This is a genomic window from Micromonospora sp. NBC_01392 (assembly GCF_045040125.1).
In the GTDB taxonomy this organism is placed as follows: Bacteria; Actinomycetota; Actinomycetes; order Mycobacteriales; family Micromonosporaceae; genus Micromonospora.
Genome location: NZ_CP109549.1, coordinates 635,697 through 655,277 on the forward strand (window position 1 = coordinate 635,697; position 19,581 = coordinate 655,277).

At 72.9% G+C, this 19,581-nt stretch carries 21 protein-coding genes; 16 read left to right on the forward strand and 5 right to left on the reverse strand.

All coding sequences use genetic code 11. From position 1 onward, the window contains the following. Window positions 1–57: 57 nt before the first annotated feature. The 3 genes from OG767_RS02995 to OG767_RS03005 form a co-directional block, all read right to left on the reverse strand. A complete protein-coding gene (locus OG767_RS02995) occupies window positions 58–795 on the reverse strand; it encodes an ABC transporter permease (RefSeq protein WP_281943642.1) in 738 nt (245 codons plus the stop codon). A 9-nt stretch (window positions 796–804) separates the two neighbouring features. Then, the gene (locus tag OG767_RS03000; RefSeq protein WP_405092046.1) at window positions 805–1,692 is read right to left on the reverse strand and encodes an ABC transporter ATP-binding protein; all 888 of its coding nucleotides are present in this window, start codon (window positions 1,690–1,692) and stop codon (window positions 805–807) included. An 83-nt stretch (window positions 1,693–1,775) separates the two neighbouring features. Next, window positions 1,776–3,848, reverse strand: coding sequence for a HelD family protein (locus OG767_RS03005; protein WP_405092047.1), 2,073 nt, complete (start codon window positions 3,846–3,848; stop codon window positions 1,776–1,778). A gap of 228 nt (window positions 3,849–4,076) precedes the next feature. On the opposite strand from OG767_RS03005, the gene OG767_RS03010 reads away from it, so the two are divergent. From OG767_RS03010 to OG767_RS03020, 3 genes are read left to right on the forward strand one after another with little or no spacing between them, the layout of a single operon-like run. Then, on the forward strand, window positions 4,077–4,658 hold the full coding sequence (locus tag OG767_RS03010; protein WP_405092048.1) for an ArsR/SmtB family transcription factor: 582 nt from the start codon (window positions 4,077–4,079) through the stop codon (window positions 4,656–4,658). Window positions 4,659–4,700: 42 nt separating this feature from the next. Beyond that, entirely contained in the window at window positions 4,701–5,960 is a 1,260-nt protein-coding gene (locus tag OG767_RS03015) for an MFS transporter (protein ID WP_405092049.1), read from the forward strand. A 51-nt stretch (window positions 5,961–6,011) separates the two neighbouring features. Continuing rightward, window positions 6,012–6,863, forward strand: a complete 852-nt coding sequence (locus OG767_RS03020; RefSeq protein ID WP_107154657.1) for a menaquinone biosynthetic enzyme MqnA/MqnD family protein — start codon at window positions 6,012–6,014, stop codon at window positions 6,861–6,863. A gap of 31 nt (window positions 6,864–6,894) precedes the next feature. On the opposite strand, the gene OG767_RS03025 is transcribed toward OG767_RS03020, so the two are convergent. After that, window positions 6,895–7,830, reverse strand: coding sequence for a hypothetical protein (locus tag OG767_RS03025; protein WP_405092050.1), 936 nt, complete (start codon window positions 7,828–7,830; stop codon window positions 6,895–6,897). Then, window positions 7,830–8,822, reverse strand: coding sequence for a hypothetical protein (locus OG767_RS03030; protein WP_405092051.1), 993 nt, complete (start codon window positions 8,820–8,822; stop codon window positions 7,830–7,832). Before OG767_RS03030 ends, OG767_RS03025 begins: the two co-directional genes overlap by 1 nt. Window positions 8,823–9,191: 369 nt before the next feature. Here OG767_RS03030 and paaA point away from each other — a divergent pair, with 369 nt between their 5' ends. The 13 genes from paaA to OG767_RS03095 all read left to right on the forward strand — a co-directional run bounded on the left by paaA (window position 9,192) and on the right by OG767_RS03095 (window position 19,574). Beyond that, complete coding sequence (gene paaA / locus OG767_RS03035) at window positions 9,192–10,259, forward strand: 1,2-phenylacetyl-CoA epoxidase subunit PaaA (RefSeq protein WP_281943628.1); 1,068 nt, start codon at window positions 9,192–9,194, stop codon at window positions 10,257–10,259. Next, the gene (gene paaB, locus OG767_RS03040) at window positions 10,256–10,543 is read left to right on the forward strand and encodes a 1,2-phenylacetyl-CoA epoxidase subunit PaaB (protein WP_405092052.1); all 288 of its coding nucleotides are present in this window, start codon (window positions 10,256–10,258) and stop codon (window positions 10,541–10,543) included. The genes paaA and paaB overlap by 4 nt, the downstream gene beginning before the upstream one ends. Beyond that, entirely contained in the window at window positions 10,540–11,265 is a 726-nt protein-coding gene (gene paaC, locus OG767_RS03045; RefSeq protein ID WP_405092053.1) for a 1,2-phenylacetyl-CoA epoxidase subunit PaaC, read from the forward strand. The genes paaB and paaC overlap by 4 nt, the downstream gene beginning before the upstream one ends. Then, the gene (gene paaD / locus OG767_RS03050; RefSeq protein WP_405092054.1) at window positions 11,262–11,738 is read left to right on the forward strand and encodes a 1,2-phenylacetyl-CoA epoxidase subunit PaaD; all 477 of its coding nucleotides are present in this window, start codon (window positions 11,262–11,264) and stop codon (window positions 11,736–11,738) included. Before paaC ends, paaD begins: the two co-directional genes overlap by 4 nt. Beyond that, window positions 11,735–12,856, forward strand: a complete 1,122-nt coding sequence (gene paaE / locus OG767_RS03055; protein ID WP_405092055.1) for a 1,2-phenylacetyl-CoA epoxidase subunit PaaE — start codon at window positions 11,735–11,737, stop codon at window positions 12,854–12,856. Before paaD ends, paaE begins: the two co-directional genes overlap by 4 nt. 82 nt (window positions 12,857–12,938) lie before the next feature. Next, window positions 12,939–13,217 (forward strand): type II toxin-antitoxin system Phd/YefM family antitoxin, encoded by a 279-nt coding sequence (locus OG767_RS03060; protein WP_405092056.1) that lies wholly within the window; start codon window positions 12,939–12,941, stop codon window positions 13,215–13,217. Then, entirely contained in the window at window positions 13,214–13,624 is a 411-nt protein-coding gene (locus OG767_RS03065) for a PIN domain-containing protein (protein ID WP_405092057.1), read from the forward strand. The genes OG767_RS03060 and OG767_RS03065 overlap by 4 nt, the downstream gene beginning before the upstream one ends. A gap of 76 nt (window positions 13,625–13,700) precedes the next feature. Then, on the forward strand, window positions 13,701–14,891 hold the full coding sequence (mqnC, locus tag OG767_RS03070) for a cyclic dehypoxanthinyl futalosine synthase (RefSeq protein ID WP_281943618.1): 1,191 nt from the start codon (window positions 13,701–13,703) through the stop codon (window positions 14,889–14,891). Between the two features lie 424 nt (window positions 14,892–15,315). Next, window positions 15,316–16,569: a cell wall anchor protein gene (locus tag OG767_RS03075; RefSeq protein ID WP_405092058.1), complete on the forward strand. Its 1,254-nt coding sequence runs from the start codon at window positions 15,316–15,318 to the stop codon at window positions 16,567–16,569. Window positions 16,570–16,659: 90 nt separating this feature from the next. Next, window positions 16,660–17,370, forward strand: coding sequence for a demethylmenaquinone methyltransferase (locus tag OG767_RS03080; protein ID WP_405092059.1), 711 nt, complete (start codon window positions 16,660–16,662; stop codon window positions 17,368–17,370). Between the two features lie 73 nt (window positions 17,371–17,443). Continuing rightward, complete coding sequence (locus OG767_RS03085; protein ID WP_396772119.1) at window positions 17,444–17,665, forward strand: hypothetical protein; 222 nt, start codon at window positions 17,444–17,446, stop codon at window positions 17,663–17,665. Window positions 17,666–17,800: 135 nt separating this feature from the next. Beyond that, entirely contained in the window at window positions 17,801–19,075 is a 1,275-nt protein-coding gene (locus tag OG767_RS03090; RefSeq protein ID WP_405092060.1) for a geranylgeranyl reductase family protein, read from the forward strand. Window positions 19,076–19,208: 133 nt separating this feature from the next. Then, on the forward strand, window positions 19,209–19,574 hold the full coding sequence (locus OG767_RS03095) for an NADH-quinone oxidoreductase subunit A (protein ID WP_089154551.1): 366 nt from the start codon (window positions 19,209–19,211) through the stop codon (window positions 19,572–19,574). The last annotated feature ends 7 nt before the right edge of the window (window positions 19,575–19,581 follow it).

Sequence of the window (19,581 nt, forward strand, 5' to 3'; positions counted from 1 at the left end):
CCCTGCCGGCATCGTGGCACCACCGGGCCGGCCGCCGGGCCGGAACCGGACAAAACGTCAGCGGAAGCGGCGTCCCTCGTCCCGCCGGTACGCCCAGCCGGCGACCGCGGCGAGCGCCACCACCCAGACCACCAGCATCACCAGCGCCCGGGGGTCGGGCCGCCAGTCGGTGACCGCCGCCCACATCAACTCCACCGCGCCCCGGGTCGGCAGGTAGGGGGCGACCGCCTGGACGAAACCGGGGGCCTGGTCCGGCGCGGAGAGCAGGCCACCGCCGAACGCCAGCGGGAAGAAGAGCACCTGCGCCACCACGATCGCCGCCTTGCTCGGCAACGAGTAGCCGATCGCGAGGCCGAGCAGCGTGAACGGCACCGAGATCACGGCGACCGCGGCGAGCCCGATCAGGAACTGCGCCACGGTGACCCGCGCCGCGGTGGCCACCGCCGCGATCACCACCACCGGCACCATCGACAGGTAGGTCAGCACCAGGCCGGCCAGGATCCGCCCGGCCAGGCGCGGTGCCGGCCCGGCCGGCAGGGTCCGGGTGTACGGGTTCCAGGGCTGGTCGCGGTCCTCGGCGACGCCCACGCCGTACTGGAAGATGTTGGCGCTCATGGTCGCGAACGTGACCATGGCGGCGGTGGCGTACGTGGCGCCGGTGGGGTCGTCGCCGGCGAACGGCACCACGAAGAAGAGCATCGCGGCGGCGGGGAAGAACGCGCTGCCCACCACCGCCACCGGGATCCGGATGATCTCCAGGAGCTGGTAGCGGGCGTGGACCAGGGCGAGCGGCACGGCGGTCTCCTAGGCGGGGGTGGGCGCGGGCCGGGCGTCGGCCGTGATGGCGAGGAACGCCTCCTCCAGCGAGGTGGGGCGGACCTCCAGGTCGCGGAACGCCACGCCGGCGGTGACCAGGTCGCGGACGAGCTGGTCGGCGTCGGTGGTGAGCAGGTGGACCCGCCCGTCGACGCGTTCGGTGGCGACCACCCCGGGCAGCGCCGGCAGGTCGTCGGCGACCAGGCTGACCCGGCGTACGCCGACGATGCCCCGGATCGCCGCCACCGAGTCGTCGGCGAGCACCCGCCCGTGGCCGATCACCACCACCCGCTGGGCGAGCGCCTCCACCTCCTCCAGGTAGTGGCTGCTCAGCAGCACCGTGCCGCCGTCGGCGTGGAAGCCGCGGATCGCGTCCCAGAGCGCGTGCCGCGCTTCCACGTCGAGCCCGGTGGTGGGCTCGTCCAGCACCACCAGCCGGGGCCGGCCGACGAACGCCAGCGCCACGGCCAGCCGCCGGCGTTGCCCGCCGGAGAGGCCGCCGGTCTGCCGCCGCGCCTGGTCGGCGAGGCCGAACCGGTCGAGCAGCTCACCCCGGGGCACCGGGTCGGGGAAGTGCGCGGAGACGAAGTCGACCACCTCGCCGACCCGCAGCGTGCCGGGCAGGCCGGTCTCCTGCGGGGTCACCCCGAGCTGTCGCCGGCTCGCCGGGTCGCGCGGGTCACCGCCGAGCAGCTCGACCCGGCCGGCGGTCGGGCGGCGCAGCCCCACCAGCAGGTTGATCAGGGTGCTCTTGCCGGCGCCGTTCGGGCCGAGCAGGCCGACCAGCTCCCCGGCCCGGACGGTCAGGTCGACCCGGTCCAGCGCCAGCACCTCGCCGTAGCGGCGGCTGACCTGTTCGGCGCGGGCCAGGATCATCGCGGGCTCCTCGGGCGGGGGACGGTGCCTCCCCTGTGTACCGGGTGTCCGCCAGTCGCTCCGCCCGGGGGCCACCGGTTCCGTCAGTCGGCCAGCGGGGCGGGCAGCGGGGCGCGGTGCAGCACCGCCAGCCCGGAGACCGCCCGGGTCAGCACCACGTAGAGGCGGTGCAGGCCGCGCGGCTCGGCGGCCACGATCGCGGCCGGCTCGACGACCACCACGTGGTCGTACTCCAGGCCCTTGACCAGCGTTGCCGGGACGACGGTGACGCGCGCCGCGGCCTCGACGTCGTCGGCGGTCGCGGTCTCGACGCCGGCGGCGTCGAGCGCCGCGCGGAGCCGGTCCACCGTGTCGTCGGCGGCGATCACGCCGACCGAGCCGTCGTGCGCCAGCGCCGCCCGCACCTCGGCCACCGTCGCGGCCGTCAGATCCTCGACGGTACGCACATCGAGCGCCCCGTCGTGGCGCAGCGACCGGGCCGGGGGTACGTCGACGGCGAGCGCGGGCAGCAGCCGGTTCGCGAACGCCACCACGGCGGCCGGCACCCGGAAGCCGACGCTCAGCGGCACCACCGCGGCGTCCGGCTTGCCCAGGTGGGCCAGGGACTCCCGCCAGTCGGTCGCGGCCCAGGGCGCGGTGCCCTGGGCCAGGTCGCCGAGGAGCGTGATGGAGCCGTGTTCGCTGCGGCGGGCGATGGCCCGGCACTGCATCGGCGAGAGGTCCTGCGCCTCGTCGACCACCACGTGACCGAACCCGGCGGGTCGCTCCAGCAGCCCGGCGACCTCGTCGAGGAGGACCGCGTCGGCGGCGGTCCACCGGGTCGCCTTCGGGGTGCGTCCGACCTTGCCGGCGCGGAACAGCTCCTGCTCGTCGGCGCTGAGCAGCCCGTCGGCGGCGGCGGCGAGCGCTTCGGTGTCGGTCCGCAGCCGGTGCAGCAGCCCGTCCGGGGTGAGCGCCGGCCAGACCGCGTCGAGCAGGTCGGTGACCGGCTTGATCCGGCTCATCCGGCGCAGCCAGGCGTCGGAGGGCGACTCGGCGCGGCGGGCCTCGGCCTGGCGTTGCAGCAGCCCCACCACCCGGGCCCGGACCCGTTCCCGGCCGGTGGCGTAGGGCAGCCCCTCCTGCCGCGTCTCGGTGACCAGGCGGTGCAGCGGGTCGAGCCCGATCCGCCACCGGTACGAGCCGTCCGAGACCATGATCGGCTCGGTGGGCGTACCGATGTGGGCCTCGACGGCGCGACGCAGCACCTCGGCCATCCGGATGTCGTGCTTGAGCGCGGCGGCGGCCGGGTCGTCGACCGCGCGGACCGGCACGCGGGCGACCAGGTCCTCGACGGTGGCCTGCTCGACCTCGACCTCCCCGAGCGCCGGCAGCACCGCCGCGATGTACGACAGGAACGCCCGGTTCGGCCCGACGATCAGCACACCCGAGCGGCGCAGCCGTTCCCGGTGCAGGTAGAGCAGGTACGCGGCGCGGTGCAGCCCGACCGCGGTCTTCCCGGTGCCCGGCGCGCCCTGCACGCAGATCGAGTCGGCCAGGTCGGCCCGGACCAGCTCGTCCTGCTCGGGCTGGATGGTGGCGACGATGTCCCGCATCGGGCCGACGCGGGGGCGTTCGATCTCGGCGGTGAGGATGCGGCTGGCCGTGCCGAGTTCCTCGCCCCGGTCGAGGTGTTCGTCCTCGAAGCTGGTCAGCGCGCCGGCGCTGAAGCCGAACCGGCGGCGCACCGCGACGCCCTGCGGGTCGCGGGCGCTGGCCCGGTAGAACGATCGGGACACCGGGGCCCGCCAGTCGAGCACCAGCGGTTCACCCAGGTCGTCGGTGACGTGGCGCCGCCCGACGTGGTAGTTCCGCCCGGCGTGGTCCGGGTCCGTCTCCCCGCTGGGCGGGCTGTCGGCGTGCCCGCCGAAGTCCAGCCGGCCGAAGAAGAGCGGGGTGGTCGGATCGTCGGCCAGCTCCTTGACCCGCCGGGCCATGTGCCGGCCGAGCTGCTCGGCGGTGTACGCGTCGCCGGCCACCTTGTCGCCGGTGGCGAACAGTGACTCGGCGCGCTCCCGCATCCGGCGCAGCGCGGCGCGGGAGGTGTCCAGGTGGGCCCGTTCGGCGACGAGTTCGTCGTCGAGCGGGGTGGTGGCGGTCAGTTCCGGTGCGGGCACTGTGAACTCCCAGGCTCAACATGATGCTCGCTCGCGTGTCCGGGGGCGGTTGGCCTGCTCCCGGCGCGGGGACGTCCGCTGCGGTGCATGCTCACCGCGGCCGTCGGGCGGTCATCCACTATACGGAGGCCCTGATCGGCGACGCCACCGGATTTCGGCCGGACGCGGCTGGCGGCCGGCCGGCGCTGCCTCGTGCGCCGGTCGCCGCCGGCGCGGGATCATGGGGGCATGACCGAGGCGCGTCCCGAACAGCACCGGGTGACGATCAGCGACCCGCAGGTGATGCGGGCGCTCGCCCATCCGGCCCGCATGGCGATCATCGAGCATCTCAGCGCGGTGGAGGGTGGCGCGACCGCCACCGAGTGCGCCGAGATCGCCGGCCTGTCGCCGAGCGCCACCAGCTACCACCTGCGCGAGTTGGCGAAGTTCGGCCTGGTCCGCGAGGCGGCCGGCCGGGGTGACGCGCGGGAGCGGGTGTGGCAGGCGGTGAATCCGTCGTACTCGGTCGAGGCCGGGCTGGACGCCGACCCGGAGACGCACGCCGCCGAAGCGGCGCTGGTCGAGGCGCACCTGGTCCGGGATGCGCAGCGGGTCCGGGACTGGATGCGCCGTGCGCCGGACGAGCCGCGCGAATGGTACGAGGCGACCTGGTTCAGCGACAGCGTGCTGCTGGTGACCGCCGAGGAGTTGGCCGAGCTGAACGAGGCGGTCCGGGCGCTGACGTCGCCGTACCGGCAGCGGAGCCGGACCGACCCGCCGGCGGGGGCGCGCAAGGTGGCGGTGCAGTACCGGGCGATGCCCATCGACTGAGGTGGGTTGCGCGCGCCAGTTGTGAAGGATTATTTTCGAAGTATGTCTTTCGCAACTGGCTCCTCGTGCTGGCCGGACGTCTGGCTCGCCGCCACCGCCCGAGGCGTCTCGAGCTGCGGGGACTTCCTCGCGGCCACCGCGCTGACGCTCGCGCTCCAGTCCGCCGGCGCGGGCGGCCTCGCCGTCTCCGGGCTGCTGCTCGCCGCGACGCTGCCGCTCGTCGCGCTCGCCCCGCTGACCGGGCGCCTCGCCGACCGGGTGGACAGCCGGACCCTGCTGGTCGTCGCCGGCCTGGCCCAGTCCGGGATCTGCGCGGCGCTGGCGTACGCGACGACGCCGGCCCTGGTCCTCGTGCTGGTGGCGCTGCTGGCGACCGGGCTCGCGGTCACCCAGCCGGTGCTCGCCGCGCTGGTGCCGGTCATGGTCCGGGCCGAGGACCTGCCCCGGGCCGGCGCGCTCAACCAGACCGCCGGCACCCTGGGCGCGCTCGCCGGACCCGCGCTGGCCGGGCTGCTCGTCGGGCAGTACGGCACCCGGGTGCCGCTGCTCGTGGACGCGGTCAGCTACCTCGCGCTGGTGGTGGCCGCGCTGCTCATCCGTACCCGACGGGGTGGCCGGGCAGCCACGGCGGCGGCCGGCATCGCCGTGGCCACGCCCGCCTGGCGACTGCGTCGCGACCCGATGCTGCTGGTCATGATCGGCAGCGTGGCCGCGGTGGTCGGCGCGGTGGGGGCGATCAACGTGATCGAGGTCTTCTTCATCCGCGAGACACTGAACAGCTCCACCACCGTGTACGGCCTGGTCACCGGCGCCTGGACGGCCGGCATCGTGCTCGGCGCCTGGCTGTTCGCCCGGGTCGCCCGCCGGCTCGCGGACGACGGCGCGCTGCTCGGGGCCGGGCTGCTGCTGCTCGGCTGCTGCTGCCTGGCGGTGCTCGTCTCGGCGGCGGTGCCGACGGCGTGGCTGCTCGTGCCGATCTGGCTGGTGGGGGGCACCGCCAACGGCGGCGACAACGTCTTCAACAACCTGCTGCTGGCCCGCCGGGTGCCGGCGGCGGCCCGAGGGCGCGCGTTCGCGGTCTTCGGGGCGGCGGTGCAGGGCGCCGCGATGGGCGGCTACCTGGTCGGCGGCCTGTTGCTGGCGGTGGCCGACCCCCGGCCGCTGGTCGTCGGCTGCGGGGTGGTCGGCCTGCTGGTCGTGGCGGCGCTGGCCGGGCCGGTCCGCCGCGCGGTACGCGCCGAACGTGCCGCAGTCGCGGAATGGGGCGGTGAGAAGGGGCCCCTTCTCTACCGGATGCGTTAACAAGGGGCCCCTCCTTCCAGCCGGAGGCGGTGGCGGGGATACGGTCGGGTCATGGCCGACCGCATCGCCCGCCCCCGGGTGGGGCACATCCAGTTCCTCAACTGCCTCCCGATCTACTGGGGGCTGATGCGGTCCGGCGCGCTGCTCGACGTCGACCTGCACAAGGACTCACCGGACCGGCTGAGCGCCGACCTGGTCCGGGGCGACCTCGACATCGGCCCGATCACGCTTGTGGAGTTCCTGAAGCACGCCGACGAGCTGCTGCTCCTGCCGGACCTGGCGGTCGGCAGCGACGGCCCGGTGCTCTCGGTCAACATGGTCTCCACCCGGCCGCTGACCGAGCTGGACGGCGGCAAGGTGGCGCTGGGCTCCACCTCGCGTACCGGCGTGCTGCTGGCCCAGGTGCTGCTCGCCGAGCGGTACGGGGTGCGTCCGGAGTACTTCCGCTGCCCGCCCGACCTGACCCAGATGCTGCTGGAGGCCGACGCCGGCGTGCTGATCGGCGACGTGGCGCTGCGCGCGCTCTACGAGGCGCCCGGCAAGGGACTCGCGGTGACCGACCTCGGGCAGGCGTGGCACGAGTGGACCGGAATGCCGATGGTGTTCGCCGTCTGGGCGGTCCGCCGCGACTTCGCCGCCGCCCACCCGGGGCTGGTCAAGGAGGTGCACGAGGCGTTCCTGCGCTCGCGTGACCTCTGCCTGGCCGAGCTGGACCAGGTGGCCGAGGCGGCGGCCCGCTGGGAGCCGTTCGACGCGGCGACGCTGGCGACCTACTTCCGCACGCTCGACTTCTCGCTGGGCGAGCGGCAGGTGGCCGGGCTACGCGAGTTCGCGCGCCGCGCCGCCGCGTACGGGGAGGTGCCGGCGCTGCCGCCGGGCGGCCCGGAGTTCTTCCACCGCTGACCGGGTGCGGTGGTCAGCCGCCGCGCCGGGATCAGGTCGGCTCGCGCAACAGCGCCTCGGTGATCTGCTCGCACGCCTTCATGCCGTAGTCCCACCCGCCGACGCTGAACGGGCTCTTGACCATCACGCCCATCGTCCAGGTGTCGCCGATCGCCAGGCAGTTGACGTGGTACTCCTGTTCCTTCTGCCGGTCGATCCAGCCGTTCTTGATGGCGATCTTCTTCTGCTCGGCGGCCGGGAACGCCTTGCGGATGCCGAAGTCGCCGGAGCCGCGCACCAGGCGCATCTCGTTGAGCAGCCACGTGGTCCACTTCGGCCCGGCCGCCCGGCCGTCGTCGATGCAGAGGCCGAGCCGGGCGGTGTCCCGCGGGGACAGCAGCGTCCGGCTCCAGCCGCCGTCGGCGGCGACCTTGCTGTCGGTCAGCTTGCAGATCGAGATCAGCCGCTTGATCGAGGCGGCGCTGCCCACGCTCTCGTAGAACTCCTGGGCGCGGGTGTTGTCGCTGTCGCGGATGATCCGCGTGGCGTCGTCGAGTTTGGCGTCGCTCGGGGTCTTTCCCGCCTCGGCGCTGCGGCGCAGATAGTCGGCGACCACCCAGGACTTGATCAGGGATGCGGTGGTGCTGGTCTCGCCCATGTTCTTCGAGCCGATGATCTGGCCGGTCCGCTTGTCCAGCACGGACCAGGCGTACCAGCCCTTGAGGTCGAGGTCGTCGAGGTTCCTGGCCTGGAACGGCAGCGGCTCCAGCGACGGCGACGGGGCCGGCGCCGGCCGGTCGTTACGGTCGGTGGGCTGCGTGGTGGACCGCTCACCCGCCACGTCGGGGTGCGTGGCGGCGGTCGGCCGCAGCGGTGAGCCGGGGACCAGCCGGAGCGAGAGGACCAGCAGGCCGACCAGGGCAACCGCCACCGCGCTGAACGCCAGCGGGCGGCGGTGACTGCCGGGCCGTCGCCGGGCGCCCGCCATCAGAGCTTCCCGATCGGCTGCTGCGGCACCTTGAGCGCGGCGCCGGGCTGCGGGGTGACGAGCTGCGTGGCGACGCTCGCGCAGAGCTTCGACCCGTACCACAGGCCGACGGCGCCCGGATAGCGCATCATCACCGCGAGGCTCCACTTGTCGGTGACCGCCAGGCAGTTGACGTGCCAGTTGCCGTCGTAGGCGAGCCGGGTCCAGCCGTTCTTGATGCTCACCGGGCCCTGGGCCTTGATCGAGGCGGGCAGGCCGTCGATGATGCCCCACTTGCCGCCGCCGGACTTCTCCTGCTGGCTCTTGATGCTGCCCCGGACGTTGGCCATCTCGTTCATGACCCACTTCGTCCACTTCGGCCCGGCGGCCTTGCCGTCGGCGATGCAGTCGCCGAGCCGGACCGCGTCCCGGGGGGACATCTCGGTGAAGCTCCACCAACCCAGGTACGCGGGCACGGTGCCGGCCCTGGTGTCGGTCAGGCCGCAGATCTTGACGGCGCGCTGGAGCACCGGGTTCAGCTTGTTGCCTGGTTGCTTCTGGTAGGAGCCGCCGGCCGCCCGGTAGACCATGTTGGCGCCGTTGTCGTCGCTGTCCCGGATGGCCAGGCTCGCCGCCCTCTTGAGCTGGGCGGTCGGCTGCTTGTCGCCGAGCTGGCGCAGGTAGTCGGAGACGATCCAGGTCTTGAGCATCGACTCGGTGGAGCTGGTCCGGTTCATGTTCTTCGCGCCGGTGACCGTGCCGGTGGTGCGGTCCATCAGTGCCCAGGAGAAGAAGTCGCCTCGGAAATCCACCGAGACCGGGGCGTCGGCGAGCGTCGGGGACGGGGGCGCGCTCGGGGCGGGCGCGGGCACCTGCTCGGTGCCGCCGCCGAAGCCGCCGAGGCTGCTCGGGCTGTCTCCGCCGGAGAGCTGGGCGTACGCGGCGGGCACCAGCATGCCGCCGCCGACGAGCACTGCCACGACGGCGAGCACCATGGTCACGCGAGGTCGCATGAGTGGGTGAACTCCAGATGTATGGCCGGGGGGACCGGCTTCCGCATGTGTTCGGCCCGATGACCACGAGGCCGGGGGACGGTGGCCTGAAAGGTGGCGATCAACGGCAGCCGATCGGTGTGCCGGGGGAAGTCTACTTCCCGACTGGCATTCCGCCAGATCCCGACACCCGGCGACTCGCCGGGTGGGCGGGATATTGAGCAGATATGTGGTTCTTGGGGGGTTTCGTTTCCGGCAAGTGGTCGACGTCACAAACATTTTCCCAGCTCAGGGGCGACCACCTTCGGCTTCCGCGTGGCCACCGGAGGTGATTGCGGAATCCTGTTACACCCTCTGGTGTCATGCGTAGCGAGCTGTAACACTGGCCTCATGTATGGCAACGACTTCGCCCCGCCCGAGGACGCTCCGGGCGGCGGCCTGCTCGGCGAGGTGGAAGCCGCGGAGGCGGCGCTGCGCGAGGCCGCGGCGCGGGCCCGCCGGGGCGGCCCCGGGCCGGACGAGGACTTCGAGGCGTACTTCGCCGACGTGATCGACGCCGACCAGAAGATCGAACCCCGGGACTGGATGCCCGAGGCGTACCGGAAGACGCTGATCCGGCAGATCGCCCAGCACGCCCACTCCGAGATCATCGGCATGCAGCCGGAGGGGAACTGGATCAGCCGGGCCCCCTCGCTCAAGCGCAAGGCCATCCTGCTGGCCAAGGTGCAGGACGAGGCCGGCCACGGGCTCTACCTCTACGCGGCGGCCGAGACGCTCGGCATCAGCCGTGACGAGCTGGTGGAGCTGCTGCTCGACGGCCGGCAGAAGTACAGCTCGATCTTCAACTACCCGACGCTGACCTGGGCCGACGTGGGCGCCATCGGCTGGCTGGTGGACGGCGCGGCGATCGTCAACCAGGTGCCGCTGTGCCGCTGCTCCTACGGCCCGTACGCCCGCGCCATGATCCGGGTCTGCAAGGAGGAGTCGTTCCACCAGCGTCAGGGCTACGAGATCCTGCACACGCTGGCACACGGCACCGGAGCCCAGAAGGCGATGGCCCAGGACGCGCTGGACCGCTGGTGGTACCCGTCACTGGCGATGTTCGGCCCGCCGGACGGCGACTCCACGCACAGCGCGCAGTCCATGGCCTGGAAGATCAAGCGCTTCTCCAACGACGAGCTGCGCCAGCGCTTCGTCGACATGTGCGTCGGCCAGGCTGAGGTGCTCGGCCTGACCATCCCCGACCCGGGCCTGCGCTGGAACGACGAGCGGCAGGCGTACGACTACACCCAGCCCGACTACGCCGAGCTGATGCGGGTCATCAAGGGTGACGGGCCGTGCAACCGGGAGCGGATGGCGCACCGGCAGCGGGCCCACGCCGACGGCGCGTGGGTACGGGAGGCCGCCGCGGCGTACGCCGCGAAGCGGGTGGAGCGGAAGGAACCGGTGGCGGCATGAGTAGTCAGTCCTCGCCCCTGTGGGAGGTGTTCGTGCGGGCCCGGCGCGGCCTGTCGCACACCCACGTCGGCAGCCTGCACGCCCCCGATGCCGAGTTGGCGCTGCGCAACGCCCGCGACCTCTACACCCGCCGGCAGGAGGGCGTCTCGATCTGGGTGGTGCCGGCCGGCGCGATCACCGCGTCCAGCCCGGACGAGAAGGACGCGTTCTTCGACCCGGCGGCCGACAAGGTCTACCGTCATCCGACGTTCTACGAGGTGCCGGACGGGGTGGCCCACCTGTGAGCGGCGTCTTCGACTTCACGCTCGCCCTCGGCGACGACGCGCTCGTCGCGGCGCAGCGGCTCGGCGAGTGGACCACCCGCGCGCCGGAGATGGAAGAGGACATCGCGCTGGCCAACATCGCCCTCGACCAGTTGGGCGCGGCCCGGCTGCTGCTCACCTACGCGGGCGAGCTGGAGGGCGCCGGCCGGGACGAGGACGACCTGGCCTACCTGCGCGACGACCGGGAGTTCCGCAACTGCCTGCTGGTCGAGCTGCCCAACGGCGACTTCGGCGTGACCATGGCGAAGCTGTTCTTCCTGGCCGCCTGGCAGCTTCCGCTCTACACCGCGCTGGCCGGCTGCGGCGACGACCGGCTGGCCGCGGTCGGCGCGAAGGCGCGCAAGGAGTCGGCGTACCACCTGGACCACGCCTCGCTCTGGGTGAAGCGCCTCGGTGACGGCACCGACGAGTCGCACCGTCGCATGCAGGACGCGGTCGACCAGGTCTGGCCGTACGTCCACGAGCTGTTCACCAGCGACCCGGCGGCGCCGGTCGACCCGGCCACGCTGCGGGCCGACTTCGACGCCACCGTGGCCGCGGTGCTGGACGAGGCCACGCTGACCCGGCCGGAGACGCGCTGGACGCCCGGCGGGGGCCGGGACGGCGTGCACACCGAGCACCTCTCCTATCTGCTGGCCGAGATGCAGGTGCTGCACCGCGCCCACCCCGGAGCGCGCTGGTGACCGACCCCAGGGCGGCCGTGGCGGCGGTGGTGGACCCGGAGATCCGGGTCATCACCATCGACGAGCTGGGCATCCTGCGCGCGGTCGAGGAGGAGCCGGCCACCGGCCGGGTCGTCGTCACCATCACCCCCACCTACACCGGCTGCCCGGCCATGGACGTGATCCGCGCGGACATCAGCCGCGCGCTCGCCGCCGCCGGGCATCCGGACGCCGAGGTCCGCACCGTCTACGCGCCGGCCTGGTCCACCGACTGGATCTCCGACGTCGGCCGGGCGAAACTGGCCGCCGCCGGCATCGCCCCGCCCGCCCCGCGCGGCGACGACACGGTGGTGCCGCTGACCCTGGCGGTCCGCTGCCCGCGCTGCGGATCACCGGAGACCACGCAGGTCAGCCGGTTCGGCTCCACCGCCTGCAAGGCGCTGTGGCGCTGCCGCTCCTGTGCCGAACCCTTCGACCACCTGAAGGCGCTGTGACTGTCACCATCACCCGGCCGGTCCGCCGCCGGCCGGTCTTCCACCCGCTGCCGGTCGCCGCCGTCGACCGGCTCACCGACGACTCCGTGTCGATCACCTTCGCGGTGCCGGAGGAGCTGCGGGAGACGTTCGCGTTCTCCGCCGGGCAGCACCTCACGGTCCGCCGCCCGGCCGTCGCCGACGACCCGGAGTCCGCGGAGGCGCGACGGTCGTACTCGATCTGTTCCACCCCGGACGAGCTGGCCCGGCACGGCCGGTTGCGGATCGGGGTGCGCGAGGTCCCGGGCGGCGCGTTCTCCGGGTATGCCTGCGGCGCGCTGCGCGACGGGGACACCGTCGAGGTGCTGCCGCCGCTCGGGCACTTCACCTCCGCGTTCGCGCCGGACCGGGTCCGCCGGTACGGCGCGGTGGTCGCCGGTTCCGGGATCACGCCGGTGCTCGGCCTGGTCGCGACCGCGCTGGCCGTCGAGCCGCGGAGCACCTTCACCCTGGTGTACGGCAACCGCACGGCGAACACGGTGATGTTCGGCGAGGAGCTGGCCGACCTGAAGGACCGCTATCCGACCCGGCTGCACCTGGTGCACGTGCTGAGCCGCGAGATGGGCGAGTCGGCGCTGCTGTCCGGGCGGGTCGACGCGGACCGGCTGACCCGGCTGCTGGACACCGTGGTGCCGGGCGACCAGATCGAGGAGTGGTTCCTCTGCGGCCCGTACGGCATGGTGGTGGACGCCAAGGCGGTGCTGGCCGGTCGCGGCGTGCCCGACGCGGCGGTGCACACCGAGCTGTTCCACGTGGATGCCCCGCCGGAGCCGGTGCGCCGCCCGGTCGAGCAGCCGGGCGCGGGCGCCGAGGTGACGATCGTGCTGGACGGGCGCTCGTCGAGTTTCACCATGCGCCGGGACGAGCGGGTGCTGGACGCCGCGCTGCGGGTGCGGGGCGAGCTGCCGTACGCGTGCAAGGGCGGGGTCTGCTCGACCTGCCGGGCCCGGGTCACCTCCGGTGAGGTGACGATGGCCCGCAACTATGCGCTGGAGCCGGACGAGGTCGCCGCCGGCTACGTCCTGACCTGCCAGTCCAGCCCGGTGACCGAGCATCTGACGGTCGACTACGACGCGTGACGCCACGAACGTGTGCGCCGGTGCGGGTCACGCCGTGGCCGGGGACGATGCCGGGTAGAACGATTCGTTCTACACTTTGTTGATGGAGCAGATCCCGATACGAGAGCTGAACCAGCACACCAGCCGGGTGTTGGCGCGGGTACGCGCGGGTGAGACGGTCGAGGTGACCGACCGCGGTGAGCCCATCGCCCGTCTCGTTCCGGTGCTGGCCGGCGACGCGCTCCTGGGTCGACTCGTCGCCGAGGGGCGGGCCACGGCACCGACCGCGGCCGGCCCGGTCCCCATGCCGCCGGTTCTCGGTGACGAGTCGGTGGACGTCGCGGCGTTCCTGGCCGAATCGCGCGATGAGGAGCGCTGGTGATCTACCTCGACTCGGCGGCGGTCATCAAGATGCTCCGGCGTGAAGAAGGGACGTCGGATCTCATCGGCTGGTTGAACGACCGTTCCGGGACCGCCCTGGTCTCGTCGGTGCTGGTCGAGGTCGAGGTGCCGAGGGCGCTGCGTCGGGCCGCGCCGCAGGCGCTGGTGGGTGTCCCGTCGGTGCTGGGTCGGCTCTACCGGGTCGAGATCGACGCGGCGGTGCGAGCGACCGCCGGCGCGTACGCCGAACCGACGCTGCGCAGCCTGGACGCGATTCACCTGGCCACCGCGGAGATTCTGGCCCGCCAGGCGGTCACGGAGTTCGAGGCCTTCGTGACGTACGACCGGCGTCTGTTGCAGGCGGCCAAGGCTGTGGGACTGCCGGTGGCGAGCCCGGGACTCGCCTGATTCGGCGACTGCGGCCCTCGTCACCCGGCCGAGGTGGGCGTGTCCGCCGTCGGGGCCGCGACGTAGGCTCGGGAGCGTGACGGCGAACCGGGAGATCGACGACATCCTGCAGCGCGGCGCGGACGGCGGGCGGATCACGCCCGAGGAGGCGCTGCTGCTCTACACCGAGGCGCCCTTTCACGCGCTGGGTGAGGCGGCCGACGCGGTACGGCGGCGCCGGTACCCGGACAACATCGTCACCTACCTGATCGACCGCAACATCAACTACACGAACGTCTGCGTGACGGCGTGCAAGTTCTGCGCGTTCTACCGGGCCCCCAAGCACGCCGAGGGCTGGACCCACCCGACCGAGGAGATCCTGCGCCGCTGCGGCGAGGCGGTCGAGCTGGGCGCCACCCAGGTCATGCTCCAGGGCGGCCACCACCCGGACTACGGCGTGGACTACTACGAGGAGCTGTTCTCCTCGGTCAAGCGGGCCTACCCGCAGCTCGCCATCCACTCGATCGGCCCGAGCGAGATCCTGCACATGGCGAAGGTCTCCGGCGTGAGCCTGGACGAGGCCATCGCCCGGATCAAGGCGGCCGGCCTGGACTCGATCGCCGGCGCCGGCGCCGAGATGCTGCCGGACCGGCCGCGTAAGGCGATCGCGCCGCTGAAGGAGTCGGGCGCGCGTTGGCTCGAGGTGATGGAGCTGGCGCACCGGCAGGGCCTGGAGTCGACCGCGACCATGATGATGGGCACCGGCGAGACCAACGCGGAGCGCATCGAGCACCTGCGGATGATCCGGGACGTGCAGGACCGCACCGGCGGCTTCCGGGCCTTCATCCCGTGGACGTACCAGCCGGAGAACAACCACCTGAAGGGCCGCACCCAGGCCACCGCGCTGGAATACCTGCGCCTGGTCGCGGTGGCCCGGCTCTTCTTCGAGACGGTGCCGCACCTCCAGGCCTCCTGGCTGACCACGGGCAAGGACGTCGGGCAGCTCGCGCTGCACATGGGCGTGGACGACCTGGGCTCGATCATGCTGGAGGAGAACGTCATCTCCTCGGCCGGTGCCCGGCACCGGTCCAACCTGCACGAGCTGATCGGCATGATCCGGTCGGCGGACCGGATCCCGGCCCAGCGGGACACGCTCTACCGCCGGCTCGCGGTGCACCGCACGCCCGCCGACGACCCGAGTGACGACCGCGTGGTCTCGCACTTCTCCTCGATCGCGCTGCCGGGCGGCGGCGTCGGGAAGTCGTTGCCGCTGGTGGAGGCGAGCTGACCGGTCCACCGTTCGGTCGGTCGGGGGCGTCGTGCGGCCGGGTGTCGTCCCGTTTCCGGTGGAGCTTCGGCGTGGCCCTCGACGGGCCTGATCGGGAGCCGCTAACGTCCCCGCTCGACACCGCCCATCCGGGCCGCGAGCTGCCAGGTAACAGGTCGGCGGCGACCCGGGCGAGCGTGGCCACGCCGGTCGCCGTCGCGGCTACGCTGGCGGCGTTCGGCGGACCGTCGTCCTCCATCGGCCCATGAGGGCCGTTCACATAACGCACCGCGGCCAGGGGCGGGATGGGTGACCATCCCGCCCCTGCTGTCGGTCGGGGACGGTGGCAATTCCCACGCGTGGGACGCTGGCGCCGCGCCGCGTCGCTCCGGTACCGTCCGTTCGTTCCGTGCCTGATCGGCACGTCCCTACCCCCGGGGGAACCATGACCTTCCGATACCGATCCACACTGGCGCGTGCCGGTGTGGTGGCGCTGTTCTCCACCGCCGGCCTCGCCGCCGTCGCCGGCCCGGCGCACGCCGCCGACGAGGCCGACCTTCAGCTCGTCCCGCTCAGCTACCAGCTCGCCAAGGGCGTCGACGAGGCCCGGGCCAAGCCGTTCAAGTTCCAGGTGGACAACACCACCGGCACCGTCGACGCGAAGGGCGTCCGGGTCACGGTGGAGACGAAGGGCCTGAAGGACCGCAAGGTCGGCGTGCTGGTCCCGGAGGGCTGCGAGGTGACCGGCACCTCCTTCACCTGCCTGCTCGGCGACCTCGCCGCGGGCACCACCGAGGACTTCGGCATCCCGCTCTTCTCCACCGGCGGCAAGGGTGCGGCCGGCACGCTGAAGGTCTCCATCAGCGCGGCCACCGCCGACCCCGACCTGGAGAACAACTCGGTCGAGCACGACATCACCGTGACCGCCCCCGGCTACGACCTCACCACCTGGGTGCAGGACGTGTACGCCGACGTGCAGGTCGACGGCGACGATGCCGGCGAGGCGAACCTGCGTCCGGTCCGGCCGGGCGGGACCGCGCCGCTGGACTGGGCCGTCTTCAACGACGGCAGCCGGAAGGCCACCGGCGTCGCGTACGGCATCACGCTGCCGGCCGGCGTCACCTTCGCCGAATTGCCCGAGGGCTGCGTCGAGCAGGACCTGGGCGGCTTCGCGCAGGCGTACTGCGAGGACCGGGGCGCGGTGCTGAAGCCGGGCCAGTTCTACACCGCCGGCGTGCGGGTGAAGGTCGGCGCGGACGTGACCGAGAAGCTGCTCCGGCCCGGCTTCGTCTTCGCCGCCGGCCTGGACTCCGCATCCGGCGAGCCGGAGGAGGAGCCGCGCGTCGCCAGCTCGGCGCAGCGCCGCGCCTTCTCCGAGGTCGACGACGTCGACAACACCGCCCAGTTCGACGTCTTCGTGGACCCGAACGGGCAGCCGACCCCGACGCCGACGCCGACCGGCACCCCGACCGCCGAGCCGACCCCGAGCGGCGGCGCGACCGCGGTCCCGACCCCGACCACGGGTGGCGGCAGCGGCGGTGGCTCCGGTGACGGCGGCCTGCCGGTGACCGGTATGCAGGTCGGCCTGATCGGCGGCATCGGCGCGCTGGTGCTCGCCGCCGGCGCGGCGCTGATGGTGCTGTCCCGCCGCCGCAGGGTGGTTCTGGTCGCCCCGACCGACGAGCGCACCGGGGACTGAGCCGGACGCTCCGGACACGGCGGGGGCGGGGTGGGCGACCACCTCGCCCCCGCGCCGTACCCGGGTCGGTGCGGCTGGCAGAGTGGAGGGGTGAGCCGTACCCCGCAGGGCCGACGCGCCAGCCTGGAGAAGCAGCCGCACGAGGTCGCCGCCATGTTCGACGGCGTGGCGGCCCGCTACGACCTGACCAACACCGTGCTCTCCTTCGGGCAGGACCGGTCCTGGCGGCGGGCCACCCGGGCGGCGCTCGGGCTGCGCCCCGGCGAGCGGGTGCTGGACGTGGGCGCCGGCACCGGCGTCTCGACCGAGGAGCTGGCCCACTCCGGGGCGTACGCGGTCGGCGCGGACCTGTCGCTGGGCATGCTGCACGCCGGCAAGCGCACCCGCCCGGCGGTGCCGTTGCTGGCCGGCGACGCGCTGCGGCTGCCGTTCGCGGACGCCAGCTTCGACGCGGTGACCATCTCCTTCGCGCTGCGCAACGTGAACGACACCGACGCCGCCCTGCGCGAGCTGGCCCGGGTGACCCGGCCGGGCGGGCGGCTGGTGGTCTGCGAGTTCTCCACCCCGGTCAACCCGGCCTTCCGCACGGTCTACCTGTCGTACCTGATGCGGTCGTTGCCGACGGTGGCGCGCGCGGTCTCCAGCAACCCCGACGCCTACGTCTATCTCGCCGAGTCGATCCGGGCCTGGCCGGACCAGGCGGCGCTGGCGGCGCGCGTCGGCGCGGCCGGCTGGGGTCGGGTGGCGTGGCGGAACCTGACCGGCGGCGTCGTCGCGCTGCACCGGGCCGTCCGGAACTGATCGCCCCTGGCCCTCGGCCGGGCATTTCGTGAATGTCCGGCTTGAGCCTGATTCCCGCCGTAGGCTCGCGCCCATGACGGGACCCGACCACGCCGCCGCCACCGACGACGACGCCGCCGAACTGATCGCCCAGCTCAAGGAGCTGGCCGGCGCGGATCCCACCGAGGTCCGTCAAGTGGTCGCCGAGGTGCTGGCGGCGCTGGACCGCGCGGCCGGGGGCGCGTTGCGTGACCACCTGCCCGAGACGATCCGGCTCGACGCCGGGTTGGGACCGGCCGCGCCGGCCCGCCCGTGACCGATCTCCGCGTGCTCACCGGCGGGTTTCTGCGGAAGTTAGGCCCCCCTCAGCGCATACAGGTGTAACGCCGGTCATAGACTCCAACCCGATCGGCTTGTGAAGCATTTCACGAGCATGCGGGAGGAGGCGCGGATGACCGCGGTGGAGAACGACGCCGACGTCATCGTCGTGGGCGCCGGTCCCGGAGGATCGGCCACGGCATACCACCTGGCGCGGCACGGCGTACGCGTGCTGCTGCTGGAGAAGACGGAGTTCCCCCGGGAGAAGGTCTGCGGTGACGGGCTCACGCCCCGCGCCGTGCGGCAGCTCGTCCGGATGGGTGTGGACACCTCGCCCGAGGCCGGCTGGCTGCACAACAAGGGCCTGCGGGTGATCGGCGGCGGGGTACGCCTGGAGCTGGACTGGCCCGACCTGGCCAGCTTCCCCAACTACGGCCTGGTCCGGACCCGGCTCGACTTCGACGACCTGCTCGCCCAGCGGGCCGTCGCCGCCGGCGCGAAGCTGCGCACCGGCGTCAACGTCCTCGCCCCGGTGCTCGACGCCGACGACCGGGTGACCGGCGTGCAGGCCGAGGTCGGCCCCGACAAGGAGCCGGCCACCTTCCACGCGCCGCTGGTGGTCGCCGCGGACGGCGTCTCCGGCCGGTTCCCGCTCGCGCTCGGCATGGCCAAGCGGGAGGACCGGCCGATCGGGGTGGCGGTCCGCCGCTACTACCGTTCACCCGCCAAGCACGACGACGACTACCTGGAGTCCTGGCTGGAGCTGCGCGCCAAGGGCAACGACGCGTTGCTGCCCGGCTACGGCTGGATCTTCGGTCTCGGCGACGGCCGGGTGAACGTCGGCCTCGGCGTGCTCAACTCCTCCACGGCGTTCGGCAAGACGAACTACCGCCGGCTGCTCACCGACTGGTTGGCCAACACCCCGGAGGACTGGGGGATGACCGACGAGGCCAACGCGGACGGGCCGATCCTCGGCGCCGCGCTGCCGATGGGCTTCAACCGGGTCCCGCACTACAGCCGCGGCGTGCTGCTGGTCGGCGACTCCGGCGGCATGGTCAACCCGTTCAACGGTGAGGGCATCGCGTACGCGATGGAGTCCGGCGAGCTGGCTGCCGAGGTCGCCGTGCAGGCGCTCGCCCGCCCCGCCGGCGCGGAGCGGGAACGGGCGCTGATGGCGTACCCGCAGGAGCTGAAGGCCCGCTTCGGCGGCTACTACCGGCTCGGCGGGATCTTCGTGAAGCTGATCGGTCGGCCCGAGGTGATGCGGATGGCCACCAAGCACGGCATGCCGCACCCGATGTTGATGCGCTTCGTGCTGAAGCTGCTGGCGAACCTGACCGACCCGCGCGGCGGGGACGCGATGGACCGGGTCATCAACGCCATGACGAAGGTGGCCCCGACCGTGTGAGGAGACCACCGGCCCGCGGTCGACCGACCACGGAGCGGAGAGATCGACCCCCGCCGACCGCTGTCGTCAGGGACGTGAATAGTGTGATTTTGGCCAACCACCGAGGTCAGGGAAGGACGAGCAGGGGACAACGATGACGCTCTCTCCTTATGCACCCATCATCGGGCTGTTCGCCCTCGCCGCGGGGTTCGCGCTGTTCTCCGTGGCCGCTGCCCGATTCGCCGGCCCCCGGCGTCTGAACAAGGCCAAGCTCGAGGCGTACGAGTGTGGCATCGAGCCGAGCCCGCAGCCGGTCGGCGGCGGCCGGTTCCCGATCAAGTTCTACCTGACGGCGATGCTCTTCATCGTCTTCGACATCGAGATCATCTTCCTCTACCCCTGGGCGGTCTCCTTCGACGCCCTGCCGATCTTCGGCTTCGTGGAGATGGTCATGTTCATCGTCGCGGTCTTCGTCGCCTACGCCTACGTCTGGCGGCGCGGCGGCCTGGACTGGGACTGAGGAGGTA